The 19030-nt window shown below is 51.2% G+C and carries 21 protein-coding genes and 3 tRNA genes; 14 read left to right on the top strand and 10 right to left on the bottom strand.

All coding sequences use genetic code 11. The features are described 5' to 3' along the window. Positions 1-2: 2 nt before the first annotated feature. The 5 genes from HZU75_RS03800 to flhB all read right to left on the bottom strand — a co-directional run bounded on the left by HZU75_RS03800 (position 3) and on the right by flhB (position 6945). Complete coding sequence (locus HZU75_RS03800; protein ID WP_180307859.1) at positions 3-1085, bottom strand: ABC transporter permease; 1083 nt, start codon at positions 1083-1085, stop codon at positions 3-5. Further along, complete coding sequence (locus HZU75_RS03795; RefSeq protein WP_180307858.1) at positions 1078-1971, bottom strand: MinD/ParA family ATP-binding protein; 894 nt, start codon at positions 1969-1971, stop codon at positions 1078-1080. Before HZU75_RS03795 ends, HZU75_RS03800 begins: the two co-directional genes overlap by 8 nt. Further along, the gene (flhF, locus tag HZU75_RS03790) at positions 1964-3538 is read right to left on the bottom strand and encodes a flagellar biosynthesis GTPase FlhF (protein WP_180307857.1); all 1575 of its coding nucleotides are present in this window, start codon (positions 3536-3538) and stop codon (positions 1964-1966) included. Before flhF ends, HZU75_RS03795 begins: the two co-directional genes overlap by 8 nt. A 114-nt stretch (positions 3539-3652) precedes the next feature. Then, complete coding sequence (gene flhA, locus HZU75_RS03785) at positions 3653-5743, bottom strand: flagellar biosynthesis protein FlhA (RefSeq protein ID WP_180307856.1); 2091 nt, start codon at positions 5741-5743, stop codon at positions 3653-3655. 56 nt (positions 5744-5799) lie between these two features. Next, positions 5800-6945 (bottom strand): flagellar biosynthesis protein FlhB, encoded by a 1146-nt coding sequence (gene flhB, locus HZU75_RS03780; protein WP_180307855.1) that lies wholly within the window; start codon positions 6943-6945, stop codon positions 5800-5802. 87 nt (positions 6946-7032) lie between these two features. Here flhB and HZU75_RS03775 point away from each other — a divergent pair, with 87 nt between their 5' ends. The 8 genes from HZU75_RS03775 (at position 7033) to fliR (ending at position 12852) form a co-directional block, all read left to right on the top strand. Further along, positions 7033-8316, top strand: a complete 1284-nt coding sequence (locus HZU75_RS03775; protein WP_180307854.1) for a flagellar hook-length control protein FliK — start codon at positions 7033-7035, stop codon at positions 8314-8316. A 146-nt stretch (positions 8317-8462) separates the two neighbouring features. Next, positions 8463-9041 (top strand): flagellar basal body-associated FliL family protein, encoded by a 579-nt coding sequence (locus tag HZU75_RS03770; protein WP_180307853.1) that lies wholly within the window; start codon positions 8463-8465, stop codon positions 9039-9041. 53 nt (positions 9042-9094) lie between these two features. Further along, entirely contained in the window at positions 9095-10111 is a 1017-nt protein-coding gene (gene fliM, locus HZU75_RS03765) for a flagellar motor switch protein FliM (RefSeq protein WP_180307852.1), read from the top strand. Further along, positions 10104-10532, top strand: coding sequence for a flagellar motor switch protein FliN (fliN, locus tag HZU75_RS03760; protein ID WP_180307851.1), 429 nt, complete (start codon positions 10104-10106; stop codon positions 10530-10532). The genes fliM and fliN overlap by 8 nt, the downstream gene beginning before the upstream one ends. An 84-nt stretch (positions 10533-10616) precedes the next feature. After that, entirely contained in the window at positions 10617-11051 is a 435-nt protein-coding gene (gene fliO, locus HZU75_RS03755; RefSeq protein WP_180307850.1) for a flagellar biosynthetic protein FliO, read from the top strand. Beyond that, a complete protein-coding gene (fliP, locus tag HZU75_RS03750) occupies positions 11041-11793 on the top strand; it encodes a flagellar type III secretion system pore protein FliP (protein WP_180307849.1) in 753 nt (250 codons plus the stop codon). Before fliO ends, fliP begins: the two co-directional genes overlap by 11 nt. After that, entirely contained in the window at positions 11794-12063 is a 270-nt protein-coding gene (gene fliQ / locus HZU75_RS03745) for a flagellar biosynthesis protein FliQ (RefSeq protein ID WP_180307848.1), read from the top strand. After that, positions 12064-12852: a flagellar biosynthetic protein FliR gene (gene fliR, locus HZU75_RS03740; protein WP_180307847.1), complete on the top strand. Its 789-nt coding sequence runs from the start codon at positions 12064-12066 to the stop codon at positions 12850-12852. It begins immediately after the preceding gene. A gap of 10 nt (positions 12853-12862) precedes the next feature. Here the strand turns inward: fliR and ribA are convergent, their stop codons facing one another. After that, the gene (gene ribA / locus HZU75_RS03735; protein ID WP_180307846.1) at positions 12863-13486 is read right to left on the bottom strand and encodes a GTP cyclohydrolase II; all 624 of its coding nucleotides are present in this window, start codon (positions 13484-13486) and stop codon (positions 12863-12865) included. 234 nt (positions 13487-13720) lie between these two features. Here ribA and HZU75_RS03730 point away from each other — a divergent pair, with 234 nt between their 5' ends. Both HZU75_RS03730 and HZU75_RS03725 read left to right on the top strand, forming a co-directional pair. Beyond that, positions 13721-13960: a hypothetical protein gene (locus HZU75_RS03730; protein ID WP_180307845.1), complete on the top strand. Its 240-nt coding sequence runs from the start codon at positions 13721-13723 to the stop codon at positions 13958-13960. Beyond that, the gene (locus HZU75_RS03725) at positions 13947-14528 is read left to right on the top strand and encodes a GNAT family N-acetyltransferase (RefSeq protein WP_180307844.1); all 582 of its coding nucleotides are present in this window, start codon (positions 13947-13949) and stop codon (positions 14526-14528) included. Before HZU75_RS03730 ends, HZU75_RS03725 begins: the two co-directional genes overlap by 14 nt. Before the next feature lie 52 nt (positions 14529-14580). Here HZU75_RS03725 and HZU75_RS03720 read toward each other — a convergent pair whose 3' ends face one another. The 3 genes from HZU75_RS03720 to rluD all read right to left on the bottom strand — a co-directional run bounded on the left by HZU75_RS03720 (position 14581) and on the right by rluD (position 17404). Continuing rightward, positions 14581-15489, bottom strand: a complete 909-nt coding sequence (locus HZU75_RS03720; protein WP_180307843.1) for a ZIP family metal transporter — start codon at positions 15487-15489, stop codon at positions 14581-14583. A gap of 87 nt (positions 15490-15576) precedes the next feature. Next, positions 15577-16362 (bottom strand): peptidoglycan editing factor PgeF, encoded by a 786-nt coding sequence (gene pgeF / locus HZU75_RS03715; protein WP_180307842.1) that lies wholly within the window; start codon positions 16360-16362, stop codon positions 15577-15579. Beyond that, complete coding sequence (gene rluD / locus HZU75_RS03710) at positions 16349-17404, bottom strand: 23S rRNA pseudouridine(1911/1915/1917) synthase RluD (protein WP_180307841.1); 1056 nt, start codon at positions 17402-17404, stop codon at positions 16349-16351. Before rluD ends, pgeF begins: the two co-directional genes overlap by 14 nt. On the opposite strand from rluD, the gene HZU75_RS03705 reads away from it, so the two are divergent. From HZU75_RS03705 to HZU75_RS03690, 4 genes are all read left to right on the top strand, one after another. Continuing rightward, complete coding sequence (locus HZU75_RS03705; protein WP_180307840.1) at positions 17403-18203, top strand: outer membrane protein assembly factor BamD; 801 nt, start codon at positions 17403-17405, stop codon at positions 18201-18203. The genes rluD and HZU75_RS03705 overlap by 2 nt on opposite strands. A gap of 60 nt (positions 18204-18263) precedes the next feature. Next, positions 18264-18339 (top strand) — tRNA-Ala (locus tag HZU75_RS03700). A gap of 50 nt (positions 18340-18389) precedes the next feature. After that, a tRNA-Glu gene (locus HZU75_RS03695) sits at positions 18390-18465 on the top strand. Between the two features lie 41 nt (positions 18466-18506). Beyond that, positions 18507-18581, top strand: a tRNA-Glu gene (locus HZU75_RS03690). Between the two features lie 54 nt (positions 18582-18635). Here HZU75_RS03690 and HZU75_RS03685 read toward each other — a convergent pair. Next, entirely contained in the window at positions 18636-18824 is a 189-nt protein-coding gene (locus HZU75_RS03685) for a hypothetical protein (RefSeq protein WP_180307839.1), read from the bottom strand. Positions 18825-19030: the final 206 nt, after the last annotated feature.

Below are 19030 nucleotides of genomic sequence, written 5' to 3'. Positions count from 1 at the left end.
GTTTACCACCCCAGATGGTAGTAAACGACAGCAAAAATACCGTCGGTGATCACTAATAACACCAAAATATTGACTACTGCGCGGGTGGTCGAAGCACCTACTGCGCTGGCGCCGGTACCGGTGCCTAGCCCGCGGAAGCAGCCCACCGATGCCACAACCAAGCCAAATGCCGCCGCTTTGAGTAGGCCACTGAAAAAATCAATCGCATCCACTTGGGTATCAACTTGCGTCCAGAATGTGGCCAGCGGAATGCCAAAGCCCTGCATAACCAGTGCGCCGCCCAACATGCCAATCACTTCGGACCAGATCGCCAGCAATGGCAACATTAACAAGCCCGCCATCAATCGTGGCAGCACTAGAAAATGCATAGGTTTATAGCCGAATGTGACGAGGGCGTTGATTTCTTCATTGACTTTCATTGTGCCAATCTCCGCGGCAAATGCTGCGCCAGAGCGGCCAGCAAGTACAATGGCGGTAATCAGAGGGCCAAGCTCACGGATCAGTGATAAACCCAGTAAATTGGCCACAAACATTTCCGCACCAAATTGCCGCATTGGAATTGCCGATTGAAATGCCAAAATAATGCCCAGCAAAAATGAAATCAGGCTAATAATCGGTAGGGCGTTGGCACCGGTTAATTCGCACTGGCGCAAAAACTCGCGCCAGCGGACCTGATGCGGTTTAGCGATTGCATCAACGATGGTACTGGCCGCTTCACCGATAAAAGCAATCTGGGCCACAAAATCATCAAGCATGCTGCGGGTTAATTGCCCCAGCTGACTGATTGGACGCATGCTCGGCGCGCGCGGGGCCACAATTAGTGCTTGTTCTGGCTCTAGCGCGGTGAGTAAGCGTTGGGTTTCGGCGTTGAGGTTCAGCAACTGAGCCCCGGCCTGACTTAATTCGAATAACAATGCCGCCCCAGCACCGTCGCAATGCGTAATTTGGCGCAAGTCGACCGTTTGTTGCTGCCAATTTATTTGGCGGCTCTGTTGCCAGATGGGCGCAATTGCGCTCAGCGTTAAATCGCCAATGAGTTGGTAGCCACCGTCTACGGGCTCAAGGCGCAACGCTGCTTCAGCCATGGTGCAACCTTTCGTGTAATAAACGGGATGATTCAACCAAGCGATGCACAAAGTGCCCAGCAGAATCGTGGGCCACTTTAGGGGGTATCCACCGCAAGATCACATCTGCTAATTGACGTAGCGCCATACTGGCCTCAGTATCGGGGAAAGCTTCTAGTACCGTTTTGCCTAAGCGTGTCGCACGATTTAGTTTGGTGTCTTCGGGGACATAGCCCACTAGCTTTAATCCCAGGCTTGCCCCCAGAAACTGCTGACATACGCTGCGCAGGCGATCAAATAGTGCCATTGCCTCGCCCAGACTTTCGACGCGATTGACCAGTACGCGAAAATCGCGCCGTGCGTATTCTTGCGCCAGCTGCTTGATCGTGGCGTAGGCATCGGTGAGCGATTCGGCGCGGTTGGATAACACGACGAGCACGTCATCGGCGGCCAGACTTAAGCTCGGAATCCCATTGCTGCCCATCGGGCGAGTGTCGAGTAATAAATAATCAACGTATTCGGTGATGGCTTCAAATTCGGCGGCCAGCCAGTGCTGTTCGGCGTCGTTCAGGTGGGCAATGATTTGCGGTTTGCCAGCAATCGAGAGCAGCTGAAAGCCCTGCGGGGTTTCAATCAGGCTATCGGCCAGCGTCGCTTCGTGGCGCAGTACGTGTTCCAATGTGAAGCCGTGGCTTAGATGCAGCCGGGAGCTGACATTTTGGCTACCGGTGAACTCATCCACAATCATCACTTCCCGCTGGCGCTCACTGAGCGCGGCAGCCAGATTAATCACCAGCGTGGTCGTACCCGAGTCGCCGCGGCCACCGCACAGGCTAATGCTGCGGCAATGCGTCGGGCTGACCATTTGACGCAAGCCAGCGGCTTGGTCTTGCCAGCGTTTAGGCACGCGCACCACCTAGGCTAAGGGTGAAGTCGGTTGGGGTGTCTTGGGTACTCATATACAGCGGATATTCGTCGCGTTGGAGCTGGAAAACGCTATGATCTTGCTGAGTTTTAAACGCGCGATCCAGTAAATAAGCCAAATTGGCGCGATGCAAATCTTCTGGTACACGCTGGCCATTGGTGACAAATTGCAGCGGCAGTTTATGTCGGATCGCCACATCAAGGCAGCCGCCGAGTGCCACAGTTTCGTCGAGCTTGGTCAGAATGCAGCCGAGTAAATGATGGTTGCGATAACGGCGCGCCACATCGTCAAGCGTGCCCGCTTGCGCGTTGGCCGCCAGCAGCAAAATGGTGCCGACGTTATCGTGGCCGAGCATCGCGAGCTGCTCACCAATACGCTGATCGCGCTGGCCCATGCCGACGGTGTCGATCAGCACCAGATGGCGATCGCTCAGCTCACCCAAGGTCAGCTGCAAATCGGTTTCGTCTTTCACATCGTGGACGGGTACACCCAGAATGCGGCCATAAATACGCAACTGATCATGCGCGCCAATCCGATAGCTGTCGGTGGTCAGCAGCGCGACCGATTGCGGGCCATAGGCCAGCGCCGCGCGCGCGGCAAGTTTGGCCACCGTCGTGGTTTTACCAACGCCGGTTGGGCCAATCAGCGCATACACGCCACCGCGTGCGACCAGATCATCGCTGGCGCCGGTGGCGGGCAGATTGTGCGCCAATGCGGCTTTTACCCATTTCACTCCTGTATCTAGGCTCATCCCGCCGGGCATTTTGTCGATCAGTTGACGTGACAGTGCGGCGCAAAAACCTGCGCCCAGTAATTGACGCAAAATTTCGAGTTTCTCGGGCGCATGTTTCGATAGTTCGCCCCACGCCATACCCGCCATTTGGCTTTCCAATAGACCGCGCAGCATGCGGATTTCGCGCGCAATATCCTGCATTGCTTCGTGATCGACCGCTGGCTGGGCTGGCTTGGCTGCTGGCTCGTCTTCAAAGCTGAAGGTCGGCAAAGCTTTATGTTGCGGCTCGACTACGGGCGGCGCGCGACGTGGTGGTGGCGTGCGGCTGGGCTCTGTAGTACGTGCTTCAGGGCGTTCAGTTAAATAATCTGGCGTTCTCTGGCTGGCAAATTGCGTGAGAGAAATTTCATCACGTTGCCCCTCAAAACGCGTTTCGGCTGGCCGCGATTGGCGATTGCTACGCAGAACGGATGGCGCCTCTACGCCAATATCAGCGGTAGTTGGCTCTTGTTCATCATCAGGAATAGCGTAGGAGCGCGCCAAGGCTTTGGCAATATTGGGGCTTGGTGCTTCGCTTTGGGCTGAGTTAATCAGCCGTGCGCCATTTTGTGCCGCACGTGGCGATGGCTTGGGCGGGGTGGCTACCGTTTGTACATTGGTGAGTGCGGCCACATCGGCATCGGCCACAGCCATAATTTCAATGCCTCCGCCCGCCACTTGGCGGTTGGAAAGGATGAGCGCGTCCGGGCCGAGTTCATCACGAACTTGCCTGAGGGCTTCACGAGTGGTGGCACCGAAGAATTTTTTGACGACCATAGGGATGGATTATCGCTGCTCGCGGCCATCTGCACAATTGATCTGCACACTGAAAGTCAGAATAGTGGCCGTTTGTTGCAAGAAATTAGCGTTGGCTGGGGGCATAGCCTGCTCTTAGTTGTTGGCACCCAGTACACCAATGATGCGCAGGGTTTTGGCTTCCGGAATTTCGGTATGGGCTATAACCCGTAAATTCGGGATAGAGCGCTTTAAAAAGCGCGACAGCATAGGCCGTAATTGCGAGGGCGTGATAATTACCGGATTAATGCCCTGCATCTCAAGTTGTTCCGATAATTGTGCAGCCTGCTGTAGCAAGCGCTCGGCCAGCCCTGGCTCTAAACCGCCTTGAGATTTGCCGCTGGCTGCCGACATCAGGATGTTTTCCAGCTGTGGCTCTAATGCAACGACTTGTAGCTCATTCTCGCCTGGGAATAGTTGATGCACAATGGCACGGCCCAAGGCAACGCGCACTATCGAGGTTAAGTCATCAATATCTTGAGTTCTCGTGACATTGTCACCCAGCGTTTCCAGAATGGTGCGCAAATCGCGAATATGCAGGCCATCGTCGAGAAGGTTTTGCAGCACTTTTTGCAAGGTGCCGATAGCAATGACTTTGGGTACCAGATCTTCCACCAGTTTTGGTGATTCTTTGGCAAAGTGATCGAGCAGGGATTGAACTTCCTCGCGGCCAAGTAACTCTGCCGCGTGGGATTGCAAAATATTGGAGATATGTGTGCCAACTACCGTTGAAGCATCAACGACGGTATAACCCATAGCTTGGGCTTGATCACGTAGGCTGCTGTCGACCCAGGTCGCGGGCAGGCCAAAGGTCGGGTCGGTGGTGGCTGTTCCCGGTAAATTACCCGCCGCATTGCCCGGGTTGATTGCCAGCCATTGGCCGACAAAAGCTTCGCCCATGCCGACATCAACGCCTTTAAGCTGGATGCGATATTGGTTGGGGCGCAATTCCAGATTGTCGCGAATATGAACTGCGGGAACGAGAAAACCCAATTCTTGGGCAATTTTTTTGCGAATGCCACGAATACGCCGCAGCAATTCACCATCCTGGTTACGGTCGACGAGCGGAATTAGCCGATAGCCCACCTCTAGCCCTACTGGATCGACTGGCTGTACGTCAGCCCAACTAACTTCCTGCAAGGGGGCTTCAGCGGGGGCGGCTGGTGCTGAGCCGGGTGTGGCACCCGGTGCGCTGCCTGGTTTGATTGTGGCGCCACCTGTGGCCGCTTGCAACTGGTTTTGTTCGGAATACCATGCCAAGCCACCGGCAATCAGTGCCATTAATAAGAAGGCAAAATGGGGCATGCCAGGAATAATACCCAGTACGGCCAGTACACCGGCGGTTACATACATTACCTGTGGGCGTGAAAACAGTTGCCCCAGAATTTGCTCGGATAAATCTTGGTTGGTGCCTACACGAGAAACCACAATACCGGCGGCAACTGAAATAATTAGTGCCGGAACTTGGGCCACTAGGCCATCACCGATGGTAAGTAGAGTGTAGGTTTTGGCTGCGTCAGCGAAGGCTAGGTCGTGTTGCAACATCCCGACCAACAAACCGCCGATCAGATTGATGACCATGACCAAAATGCCCGCTACAGCGTCACCACGGACGAATTTACTCGCACCGTCCATAGAGCCAAAGAAATTGGCCTCTTCAGAAATTTGCGCGCGCCGGGTGCGAGCCTCTTCCTCACCAATTAATCCGGCATTTAAATCGGCGTCAATTGCCATCTGTTTGCCGGGCATCGCGTCCAAAGTAAAGCGGGCAGAGACCTCGGCAATCCGGCCGGCACCTTTGGTGATTACGACAAAGTTAATAATGGTCAGAATAATAAACGCCACGATACCGACGGCAATATTGTCGCCAATTAGTACGTGGCCAAATGATTCGATTACCTTGCCCGCAGCGTCGCCCCCAGCATGACCCTCGGTTAGCACCAATTTTGTTGAAGCTACGTTTAATGACAGGCGCAAAAGCGTCGTCATCAGTAGTACCGTCGGAAAGCTGGAAAACTCAAGTGGTTTATGAGTATACAAACTCACCATCAATACAATGACTGACAGCGCAATATTGAATGTGAAAAAGAAGTCGAGTACGAGCGGGGGTAAGGGCAGAATCATCATGCCCAACACCATCAGCACCAAGGCTGGCATTGCAAGTACGGTGAGTTTATTACGCCACATTCAAATACCTGGTTGGAGTATCTTTCGCTAGTTTATTTTGCATGAGCTGTTGCGGGCTATACATCGGATATGCCTGATTCTGGATCAAGCTCCGGTGGAACGGGTAAATCAGTGTTAAGTACAGGCTCGAAGCCACCTTCTTTACGATACAGTTCTAGCTGATAGATGTAGGCCAAAACTTCCGCTGTCGCAGTATACAGTGCTGTCGGAATTTCTTCGCCTAGGTCAGCGTGATGGTACAGCGCTCGCGCAAATGGTGGAGTACGAATCACGACCACTTTATGGTCTTTGGCGACCTCAATAATGCGCTCCGCGAGTAAGAATGAACCTTTGGCAACCACGGTTGGTGCACGCATTTGCTGGTCATAACGAATTGCTACCGCATAGTGAGTCGGATTGGTGACAACAACATTGGCTTTCGGAATCTCAGACATCATCCGTTTACGAGCAGCTTCACGTTGCAATTGTCGAATCCGTCCTTTGACATGTGGATCCCCTTCGGCTTCCTTGCCCTCCTGTTTGACCTCTTCTTTGGTCATTCGTAAGCCTTTGTAGTAATCCCATAGCTGATATGGCACATCAATTAACGCGATGACGGCCATGGTACTGACGACGAGCAACAGGGTGTGGCGGGTCATTTGCCATGCCATTGCAAAGCCTGACTCAGGTGCCATTGCCAGCAGCGAGATAAATTGCTCTTTTTCGTTCCACATAAGCCACGCTGCAATACCGCCAATCAAGCCGGATTTCAGGACGGTTTTGATGGTTTCAATTACCGTACGCGGGGAGAACATGCGACCAATGCCGCTCAATGGATTCATGCGCCCAAAGTTGGGCCCTAAGGCCTCCATGCTAAAAAGCCAGCCACCGATCATGATGGGGGTAATAATTGATATGAGTGCGCAGGCAGCAAAGATCGGCAAGATGGCAATCAAGGCAATGCGCGACAATTCGTACAATTGCTCGCTCATTAATTGGCTTTGCCAGATTTGTGTTCGATTAAAACTCAGCGCGCTGACCATGACTTGCTTCATGGCTGCATAAATATCTGGTCCGGTTGTGATCACCGCGACCAAGCCCACCATCAAGGTGGAAAATGAAGTGAGTTCGTGCGAACGCGGTACTTGCCCTTTCTTGCGCGCTTCGTCTAAGCGCTTGGGCGAGGCCGGTTCGGTGCGTTCGAGGTCTGAATCTTCTGCCATGTGCAAAGTGTAGCATGGGACTCTTTGCGTAGAATTGGCATCAAGTTTGCTTTAAAGCGAGTGACTCATTTTTGTGGTGTATCGATCATGGCAAGCGGTTCTAGTAATAGCGTTAATTTATTAAACGTGACTTCACTCCCAAGTAATGCCAAAACTTCGCGTGAGGCACAGTCTAGCAACGCGATGGAGTTCGGTAGCCAATTTAAAAATGAACTTGGCAAAGTACAAACCAAGCCGGCGGATAAGGGGGCACAAAGCAAAGCGCCTGAAGCAAAAAATAACACTGAAACCGGCAATAAAAATATCAACGAAGCTGCCTATAATCAGCAAACGCAGGCTGCAGCGGCGGACACGCAACAAACTAAGCTGTCAAATGCTGAAGCCAGTCCACCAGCTGAGCAAGATGAGCAAACCGCTAAGGCTACTGATCAGAACGCGTTGGCCGCTTTGCTTGGCATGATGCAATTAGCCCAAAACACAACACCAGCCCTAAAGCCCGAAGCGCTGAATCCACAAACCAGTGGTGATAGTACAGATGGTAAGGCGCTTATCGCTGCTATCGGCGACCCTAATCAGCTTGGGAGGGGGGGCAAAACTGAAACTGGCGTCGATGAGGATTTGCTCGCGCAAGACCAAGGTCAAGGGCGCCAAAAACCAACACTTACTGGTTTGGAGTTGGCAGGGCAAAAATCATCGGCGGCAGATGTTGCCGTTGATGACATGAATTTACTTGCCGCTTTGCCGCCGGATACAGCAAAAACAACCAGCAAGTCGGAGCCTAATTTTGCTGATACTTTGGCCAATAAGCTCGGCTCAGGTATGAATGCTCCGGCCATGGGCGTTAATTCAAATGCGGCGCTAGCAAGTGCAAATGCGACACGAGTCATGCTGCCAACTCACTATATCGAAACCCCGGTGCAAGATGCTCGTTGGGGGGAAGCAGTAGCGCAGCGTGTGAGCATGATGTTGGGTAAGCAAGAACAGCAAATCGAGATGCAGCTCAATCCGCCAAATTTGGGGCCAATGGAAGTGCGGTTGAATATTGGTAGCGAACAAGCCAGCGTTGTATTCACCTCACAGCATGCAGCTGTGCGGGAGGCGTTGGCTGCTGCAACGCCAAAATTAACCGCACTATTGGCTGATCAAGGGATTGTTTTGCACAATGTGCAAGTGGCGTCAGATTCTTTGCAGCAACAGCAGCAAAGTGCCTTTCAGCAACAACAGCAAGGGGGACGCTTTAATTCTCAGCAAAGCGCAAGTCCAACCGGTGGCGAGCGCTTAGTTGCAAATTTGCCTGGTATTGAGCGAACTATTCAGCTTAATGAACTCAGAGTACCAGTTGGTGCGACTCGAGTGAGTTTGTTTGTCTGATTTTCAATGTGTTACCTCAAAAACGCTTGCTTAGCGCTTGTTTTATAGTATCTTTCGCAATAGAAGCCGAAAATGCCTCAGCTTTGCTGGGGTATTTTGCATCAGTATTCGGTTAGAATTCCCCCAAATTGATAGAGGCAGTACAAATGTCCGACGCTAAAGCCGCTCCAAGTGCTGACGCAGCAGCTCCAAAATCCAAAAAAAATATCTTGCTGTTTGCCATTATTGGCTTGATCGTGGTGGTCTTGTTGGTTGGCGGCGCTCTTGCGTTCTTTCTACTGAAAACTCCGGCTGAAGGTAGCGCGGATGAGGCTGTTGCAGAAGCTAATGCGCACGCTGAGGACGCCAAGAAAGAAAAAGAGAAGAAGAAAAAAGAGAAAGAGAAAAAAGAAGGCCACACCGCGCCAGTTTTTGACAAGCTGCAAGATCAGGCTTTTACCGTTAATTTGGCTGGCGATACCGAATCGGTTTTACAAGTTGAGATTATGGTTGAGTTAGCTGAAGAGCACGATAAAGAGCGCTTGAAGGGAATTCAGCCTAAGGCTTTGGATGCTGTGAATCGCTTATTGCGTTCTAAAACACTTGAACAAGTTAAGACCACCGAAGGTCAGGAAACCCTGGCACGTGAAATTCGTGAAGCCTTAAACCACTTGCTTGAAGCCGAGGCCAAGGATGAAGGTGTTTTAAGTGTTAACTTCACCAAATATTTTTATCAGGTTCAGTAATTATCAAAACAACCGATTATTTAGAGCAGTTCAGTTGGAATTAAAGCGGCGATATGGCTGACGATATCCTTTCTCAAGAAGAGGTCGATGCGCTACTGCGTGGCGTAACGGGCGAGCAAGACGAGGTCGAAGAGGACGTCGACCCTCATGCTGTCCGCGATTATGATATCGGTCGTCAAGAAAGGATCGTCCGTGGCCGGATGCCTACGCTCGAGATTATTAACGAGCGTTTTGCCCGTAATCTGCGCATTGCCTTGTTTAACTTCATGCGCCGCAATGCTGAGATCAGCGTGGGCCCGGTGCGGGTGCAAAAGTACAGCGAGTTTATTCGTAATCTGGTAGTGCCTACCAATCTGAACATGATCCACATGAAGCCGCTGCGCGGTACCGGCTTGTTCATTTTTGATCCTGATTTTGTGTTTCTAGTGGTTGATAATCTGTTTGGCTCGGATGGTCGCTACCACGTCCGCGTGGAAGGGCGAGATTTTACGCCGACCGAGCAGCGCATTATCCAGCGTTTGCTCGAAGTGGTGTTTGAAGAATTCCAGAAGGCTTGGCAGCCGGTATTCGAGTGCGAATTTGCGTATGTGCGCTCGGAAATGAATACCCAGTTTGCTAATATCGCCACGCCAACCGAAGTGGTGGTGGCATATACCTTCAAAATTGAGCTGGGTGCTGGCGGTGGCGATTTCCACGTTTGCTTCCCATATTCGATGATCGAGCCGATTCGTGATTTGCTCTATAGCAGTATGCAGGCTGACCGGATCGAGGCAGATAACCGCTGGACTAATTTGATGCGCAAGCAAGTGCAGCACGCAGAAGTTGATCTGGTGGCTACTTTGGGTAATTCACAAATTACGCTGGGAGAAATTCTGGGTTTGAAAGTCGGCGATGTGATTCCGCTGGAAATTCCTGAGTTGATCACAGCTACGGTCGATAGTGTGCCTGTGCTTGAATGTAAGTATGGTATTCTTCACAAGCAATATGCCTTGAAAGTCGACAAAGTGTTGACGACAGCTGAATCGCTCAGCGGGCAGGAAGAGGACCACGAAGAGGAAGACCATGGCTGAAGAAAATAATCCAGCAGAAGAAAACCCAGATGACATTATGGATGACTGGGCTGCTGCTTTAGCGGAACAAGAAACTGTTGCGCCAACGCCCGAGGCTGAAGCCCAACCCGCGAATATTTTCCAAAGTTTTGATACCAATGCAACGCCTGCAGGGGCGCCAAATAATATCGATATGATTCTCGATATTCCGGTGGCACTGACGGTTGAATTGGGGCGTACCAAAATTGCCATCCGCAATCTGCTGCAATTGGCGCAAGGTTCGGTCGTTGAACTCGATGGTTTGGCCGGTGAACCGATGGATGTTCTAGTGAACGGCTGCTTGATTGCTCAAGGTGAAGTGGTGGTAGTAAATGAAAAATTCGGCATCCGGCTGACCGATATTATTACCCCCGCAGAACGGATTCGTCGTTTGCACAAATAGCGCGCTGGCGTGCTCAATCAATTAATGGGAGTAGGGTGTGGTTAGTGTTGCAAGCATACACGCTACCGTACCCTGTCTAATCAAATGACACATAGTCGTTTCCTTTGCGGCAGCCTAATCGGGCTGCCGTTGTCGGTTTGGGCTGGCGCAAATCCAGCGCTGGCGACGCCAGCATCTGGCGCAGGGTCCTTGCTGCAGGTATTACTGGCATTGGCATTGGTACTGGGCTTAATTGTTGGCGCCGCTTGGGTTATGCGACGTTTCTCACTGGTGCCGGGGGCTGGAGCTGGGCATTTACGTGTCGTTTCCGGTGTGATGGTTGGCCAGCGTGAACGCGTGGTAATTGTTGAGATCGAGCAGCAGTGGCTGGTATTGGGTGTGACAAGTGAGCAAGTGAATCTGTTGCACACATTGTCTAAACCAGAAGGGGCAGTGACACCAACTCCAGTGACACCAGCCTTTGCTCAGTGGCTGCAAGCTGCGATAGAAAAACGCAAAGAGAGCAAAGATGCGAAATAAATTCCCCATTCTGGCTTTCTTATTGGGTATGTTGCCGCAACTATTGTTGGCGGCTGATCCTGCGGGCATACCCTTTATGTCATCGACGCAAACAGCGGGTGGCACTGCGTATTCTTTGCCGATTCAAACCCTGCTATTTATGACTGCGCTCGGGTTTATCCCCGCACTGTTGCTTATGATGACGGCATTTACCCGGATTGTGATTGTGTTATCACTACTGCGGCAGGCGCTAGGCACAATGCAAAGCCCGCCTAATCAGGTGATTGTTGGCTTATCACTGTTTCTGACGATGTTTGTGATGTCGCCAGTGCTCGATAAAATCTACACCACGGCATACCAGCCCTATTCGGAAAATAAGCTCAGCTTTAATGAAGCTTTAGATAAAGGGGCTTTGCCACTTAAAGACTTCATGCTCAAGCAAACCCGGCAAAAAGACTTAGCCTTTTTTATCGAGGTTTCAGGAGCGCAGGCGCCGCAAGGACCGGAAGAGGTTAGTTTGCGAGTATTGGTGCCTGCCTTTGTAACCAGCGAGCTGAAAACTGCATTTCAGATCGGGTTTATGGTCATTATTCCATTCCTGATTATTGACTTGGTGGTGGCCAGTATTTTGATGGGGATGGGGATGATGATGGTTTCTCCTGTCATGATTTCGCTGCCGTTTAAACTAATGCTCTTTGTACTGGTCGATGGCTGGACGCTATTGATGGGGTCTTTAGTACAAAGCTTTTATGTCGGAGGCTAGATGACGCCAGAGGTGGTGGTATCAATCCTGCAGCGTGCAATGGAAGTGATGGTATTGCTGTGTGGCCCTGTCTTGGTTGCTACGCTGGTTTCGGGGCTGATAATCAGTATTTTTCAAGCTGCGACGCAGATTAATGAGGCAACGCTGTCGTTTATTCCCAAGCTATTGATCGCTTTTTTAGTGCTGGTGCTGGCTGGGCCGTGGATGATTGAAATCATGACCGATTACATGACCCGGCTGTATCAAAGTATTCCACAAGTGATTGGCTAAATGTGGGTTGTTACGCAGGCGCAGATTGAGGTTTGGCTCGCCCTGTTTTGGTGGCCATTCTTGCGCATTATGGGCATGTTATTGGTTGACCCTTTCTTTTCCAGCCGCCGTATTCCGGTGCGGGTTCGTGTGGGGCTCGCCATCTTTCTCACACTAGTTGTCGTACCTGCCTTGCCGCCGATGCCGAGCGTACCGGTGGTATCCCCAGATGGCATGCTGATTGCTGTTCGTGAGTTGCTGGTTGGGATTTCGATTGGTTTTGTAATGCGCCTTGTATTCACTGCCGTCGAAATGGCGGGGCATCTGGCGGGTTTGCAGATGGGCTTGGGTTTTGCTTCCTTTTATGACCCGCAAAATGCCAGTAATACCTTGGCGGTCGCGCAGTTGATGAGCTTGCTGATGATTTTGCTGTTTCTGGCCTTGAACGGGCATTTAATGATGTTGCGTATTTTATTGGAAAGCATGCTGCAGCTTCCCGTTGGTCAGGTTCACCTTAATGGCAAAGGCTTTGAGTTGGTCGCTTTGTATGGTGGGGTTATTTTTCGCTCTGCAGTGCTGTTGTCGCTGCCAGTGCTGGCTGCGTTATTAATCACTAACTTGTCGATTGGGGTGATGACCCGCGCAGCCCCGCAGTTGAACGTGTTTGCGATTGGTTTTCCACTGACGCTAGGGATTGGTTTTGCTGCGTTGTATTACTCACTACCGTTTATGGTGCCGCAAATCGACCAATTGATTGGTGGCACCACAAGGGTGGTGGGAGAAATCATCAAGGCATTTGCTAGCCCGTAAGCTGTTGGGATTAACTCGGTTTTTTTGCGTGTGAACTGAGTAAATGCCCCATGCGTTCTTTTTTGGTTAACAAATATTTGCTGTTTTCCGGATTGGCGACAATTTCATGCGATAAGCGCTCAGTCACCGGAATACCAAGTGCATTGAGTGCTTCGATTTTCAGTGGGTTATTGCTCATCAATCGCACTGATTTAACCCCCAAATCTTTTAGCATCCACGCCGCATCAGTATAGCTACGGCCATCACTAGGTAGACCTTGCGCCAGATTTGCTTCTACGGTATCCATGCCTTGATCTTGCAGCTGGTAGGCGAAGATCTTATTGCACAGCCCAATACCGCGACCTTCGTGCCCGCGTAAATAGAGCAAAGCGCCGCGACCTTCGGTTTGAATCCGCTGCAAGGCATTTTTGAGCTGATCACCACAATCGCAGCGCAAAGACCCAAGAGCATCGCCGGTCAGGCATTCCGAATGCAGGCGAATCAATACGTCATCACCAGCAATATCACCCAGCGTGAGCACTAGGTGTTCAACGCCAGTTTGCGGGTTGAGAAACGCATGACTGGTAAAAGTGCCCTGATTGGTGGGGAGACGCGCACTGGCGATTTTTTGCAATTCTGTCGTGGAGTTAGGCATTGCTAGGGCAAATCCTGCTTGGCATGAAATAGTCATATGGGGCTAAAGGGTGCAGATTTCAAATCCATCTGAAGAATTTTCTCATTTGTGATCATGATGATCGCAAATGCCTGCAAATGCAACACTGTATCATTAGTGGGGGCGAAAAGCGTGTTGTGACTAAAACTGGGTTGGCTGGGCTGGTGTACACTGGGCGCGGCAGGATTATGGTTATCCGTTTTTATGAGATGAAGTATGTATATTATTTTGATCGGCTATTTGTTCGTCGTCGTGATGATGTCGTTGGGGGCGGGGAGTATTACCGTTGGGGTCTTTTATTTCCTGTTTTTGGCGGTCTTACCCACCTGGGGTTTGTTGGCGCTCAAGCGTAGCATTCAGCGCAGCAAGGCAGCTAAAGCGGCAGAGTTAGCCGAGCGAGAGGCAGCGTTAGCGGATGCAAAAACTGGTTCTGACGCAGTAAATGAGCAAAATTAATACGTTTTCAGCGGTGCAAATTTTGCAAACACCGCGCCTGATCCTGCGTGATTGGCGTGATAGCGATTTGCCTGCTTTTGCAGCGCTGGGCGCTGACCCAGAAGTGATGCGCTATTTCCCTGCGCCACTGAGTGCAGCCGAAAGTAGTGATTTTGTCGCGCAAATTCGTGCCCGTTTGCACCAGCATGGCTGGGGTTTTTGGGCGCTAGAGTTGCGTGAAACGGGCGAATTTATCGGTATGGCAGGGCTGAATATTCCGCGCGTGGCGCTGCCGTTTATGCCGTGCGTCGAAATCGGCTGGCGGTTGGCGCGACCATTTTGGCGGCAAGGCTTAGCGTTTGAGGCGGCGAGTGCCGCGCTTGAGTTTGGATTTTCGACCTTGCAGTTGGCTGAGATTGTCGCGTTCACCACCTTGAGTAATCTGCGCTCGCAAGTGCTGATGCAACGTCTTGGAATGCAACTTGATGCGGTGAGTGAGTTTGATCACCCCGCATTATCAGCTGGGCATCCACTGCTTCGGCATTGCTTGTATCGACTAAGCAAAGAGCAATTTACTAAGGGTATATAAATAAAGGCCAATCTAAGATTGGCCTTTGTCGTGATACATGCCCGTGTATGTCTCAGTGCGGCATAAAGTGATGCACAATCGCAATCGGCATTGCACCGGCCACCATCAGCAACACTTGATAAATGGTGTCTTTAATATGCGGGCGTTTATGCAAGGTCGGGATCAAATCAGCAATGGCCACATAAATTAGGCTGGCCGCGCCGAGCGCTAATAAATAGGGCTGGGCCGCTTCGACGATGCTGAGCGAAAAGTAAGCCAGCAAACCACCCGCTAAAGCGGCGAGTGAAGACAATAAATTAAATAACAGCGCCTTAGCTTTGCTGTAGCCTGAGTGCAGCAGCACGATAAAATCGCCGACTTCCTGCGGAATTTCATGCGCAATAATTGCCACCGCAGTGGCAATCCCGACTGAAGTATCGGCCATAAACGCCGCTGCAATCACTGCGCCATCCAGAAAATTATGGAAAGTATCGCCCACCATAATCATCATGCCCGCGCGGCCATGATCGTGCCCGTGGGAATGTCCATGTGAATGGCCGTGGCCATGATGATCATGTGTGTGGCCTTCCAGCTCTTCACATGATTCGTGGTGACAATGCCGCCAGATCACCAGTTTTTCCATAATAAAAAAGATGAAAATACCGAGCAAAATCGTCAGCGAAATAGCTTCAGGGCTGGCGTGTGGTGCGTGCTCAGCGACGGCGGTAACGGCACTTGAAGCGGCATGATGGGCATCTTGCAAGAATGAAAGTTCAGTCGCGCCATGTGCATGGCCTTCATGGCCACCGAAGGCATGCGGCAAAATTTCGAGAAACACCGCCGCCAGCAGAGAGCCCACGGCAAATGATACGAGTTTGGGAATCCAGTTCGGCTTGGCAAAGTACGCCATCGCCGCCGCGGCCAATACACTGAGCAAACTGCCCAGCAGGCTCATGGTGATGATCCAGCTTAGTGTCGACATAAAGAGAAAATCCTGCAGATGCAACACTGTAACATAAACAGTGTACTACGTCTGCTTGCAAACGGTTCTCAGCTGGATACTCGGTAATTACTCAAGCCAAATCAAACTCGCCAACCGACCCGTTTGCCCATCACGGCGGTAGCTGAAATAGGTCTCGGCTTGCGTTACCGTACATTGATCGCCACCATAAATCGCCGTAATACCCAGGGTATGTAATCGCTGGCGAGCCAATAAGTAGATATCTGCCAGCCATTTACCCTCTGCTTTCGCTTTGAATGCCAAACTCGCAGCAGCATCATGCGCGTTAAATGCTGCGCGAACTTCATCGCCCACTTCAAACTCATTCGGGCCGATGGCGGGGCCGAGCCAGACTAGAATCTCGTCAGCTGGGCAGGTCATTTTGCTGATTGTTGCTTCAATCACACCATTGCACAAGCCACGCCAACCAGCGTGAGCGCTGGCGACGACCGTGCCTGCGCGATCGCAAAACAGCAATGGCAAGCAATCGGCTGTCATCACGACACTGACCACACCACGTGAACGCGTGTAACTGGCGTCGGCATCGACGGGGCTTGTAACGTTGGCCGCGTCAACGACGGCGATACCGTGTACCTGATTGAGCCAAGCTGGCGCTTGTGGCAGCGCTTGCGCAAGTAGGGCGCGATTGGCCGCGACATGCTCAGGCAGATCGCTGACGTGACTGCCAAGATTAAAGCGGCTAAATGGCGGCAGGCTAAAGCCATGGTTTGCTGCAAACCCATTGCGGGTAGTTTGCAGTGCTTTCACTTTGGCTGGCGCAGGCCAGTCGGGTGTAAAAACGCCCAGCGCGCTGGCGGTGGGCGTGTATGTAGGTGTGGCGTTATTCACGGACATAGATTAATTCGCAATCGTGATCGTCGTCTTCATCGTCGTCTTCGTCATAATTGTCTTTGGCGAGTTCGAGATCGGCGCGCAGCGTGAAAATGAGTTGTTCCAGATCGTGCGGAATCGGCGCTTTCCATTCCATGGTTTTACCCGTAGTTGGGTGAACCAGAGATAGCTTACGCGCGTGCAGCGCTTGGCGATTCAGTTCTTCAAGCGCCATGCGCACTTCAGGTGAAATATCGAGCTTCGGCGCTGCGCCATAAACCTGATCGGCTGCCAGCGAATGCTTGATGTGCGCCATGTGCACCCGAATCTGGTGCGTACGGCCAGTTTCAAGGCGACATTCGATCAGGGTGTAGTCGGCAAATTTTTCCAGTACGAGGTAATGCGTGATGGATTCTTTGCCGGTGTGAACGACAGCCATCTTGGTGCGCTCGCGCGGATGGCGGCCAATGGGCTCGTCCACAGTGCCGTCGCGTTTAATATTGCCGCGTGCCACAGCCAGATAGTGGCGTTTTACGGTGCGGGCTTGAAGTTGTTGAACCAGATTGTTTTGTGCGGGTAAGGTGCGTGCGACGACCATCAGGCCGCTCGTGTCTTTATCAAGGCGGTGAACAATCCCCGCGCGCGGGATTTGCCGCACTTCAGGGTAATGAAACAGCAGGGCGTTAAGCAGCGTGCCTTCCCAATTGCCGCTGCCTGGGTGGACTACCAAGCCAGCAGGCTTGTTAATCACAATCAGTGCGTCGTCCTCATAAATGACGTCCAGCGGAATGTCTTCCGCGGCGAAGGCCACTTCGTTGGGGTCAGCTTGTACGTTAACCGTCAGTGTTTCACCACCCCAGAGCTTGGTTTTCGTCGTGGCAGGGGCACCATCAACTGTAACTTGTTGGTCTTTTATCCAAGTAGCCAAGCGTGAGCGTGAAAAATCAGGCAAAATCTTCGCCAGTGCCGCGTCCAGTCGCATGCCTGCCAAATCAGCGGGCACAGTCAAGACACGGGTGTCTGAGAAGTCGTTATAATCGTCGAGTTCAATATCGGATTGCATCATGTACAAGATTCTACCTCGAATCCTCGTTTCTGCCTTGCTGTTTAGCTTAATGGTCGGTTGTGCTAGCACCGGCACCAGTAATGATGAAACGAAAGATTGGTCTGCAGATAAGCTATTTTCTGAAGCTAAAGCACGACAAGCCAGTAAAGATTACAAGAAGTCAGTCGAATATTTTGAGCGCCTTGAGGCCCGTTACCCTTACGGTAAATACGCCCAACAGGCTCAGTTGGAAATTGCCTACAACAATTATAAGTATGAAGAGCCTGCGTTGGCCTTGGCATCGCTTGATCGTTTTATGAAGCAAAATCCAACGCATCCAAGTTTGGATTATGCGATGTATTTGAAAGGCTTAGTGACCTTTAATGAGTCGCAAGGCTTCTTGTCTGCGTTAGCAAAACAAGATATGTCCGAACGAGATCCTAAAGCGGCCAAAGAATCATTTAATTCATTTCGTGAACTGGTGACCCGTTTTCCAGATAGCAAATACAGTAAAGATGCACAGTTGCGCATGGGCTATCTAATTGGGGCTTTAGCCAATTATGAATTGCATGTCGGCCGTTACTACTACAAGCGTGGTGCTTATTTGGCGGCCGCAAATCGTGGTAAGGCGCTGATTGATAATTACAGCAATACCAAGCAGGTTGAGGGCGCTTTGGCTTTGATGTACCAAGCGTACGACAAACTGGGTATGACCGATTTGCGTGATGATGCCAAGCGTGTGTTGCTGAAAAACTATCCCGACTCAAACGCATTAGAAAAGCAAATTTCGGACGATGCTTATTGGTGGGCACCGATTTAATTATTTTCGACAATAGGCTTGACGAGACGCCGTAAGGTCATTATTATTCGCGTCTCTTTTGGGGGTATAGCTCAGTTGGGAGAGCGCTTGCATGGCATGCAAGAGGTCAGCGGTTCGATCCCGCTTACCTCCACCAAAAAATCGAGTTGTATGTTTGCCTTTAGACATGTAATTCAGTAGTACGTAGTCCCCATCGTCTAGAGGCCTAGGACATCGCCCTTTCACGGCGGTAACCGGGGTTCGAATCCCCGTGGGGACGCCAAAGTGTATTAAAGTAGTACTCGCAGTAATGCGACAATTTAAGTCCCTATAGTTTAGCGGTTAGAACACTGCCCTTTCACGGCGGCGGCCGGGGTTCGATTCCCCGTGGGGACGCCAGAATAAATAAAAAGCCACCTTCGGGTGGCTTTTTTATTTGCAGCTGAAATTTAATTAGTGCTGCGCATCGCGTAAATGTTTTTCGTAGTCGATCCGCGCATGCGCCAGACAGTCGTAAAAATCAATTTTGAGCTTGGCACAGAGCGCGATGCATTGTTCGAGCTCGGTGGTGATTTCGTTGCTGAGTAGCGCTTTTGATTGCTGTTTGCTCAGAGCATCGTTGATTAAGTCGAATTGAACCATGATTCCAACTCCATTCCGTGTCAGCACGCATCAGCAATGCAAAAACTATGCCGATTAAATTAATTATCGGCCGCGTGTCTCTGTAATTTATTGCAGTGCCGCATAAAAAGCACGATTTGCTGCAGGTAAATAGCTAGTATATTTTATACAGGGTATGGGTATAGTGTTTAACCCATTTCTAATCAAAGGCTTTGGTAATATACGGC

The organism is Chitinibacter fontanus (genome assembly GCF_013423785.1).
Taxonomy (GTDB): domain Bacteria; phylum Pseudomonadota; class Gammaproteobacteria; order Burkholderiales; family Chitinibacteraceae; genus Chitinibacter; species Chitinibacter fontanus.
The sequence above is the reverse complement of the archived record's forward strand: the minus strand, read 5'-3'. Positions and strand labels throughout refer to the sequence as shown.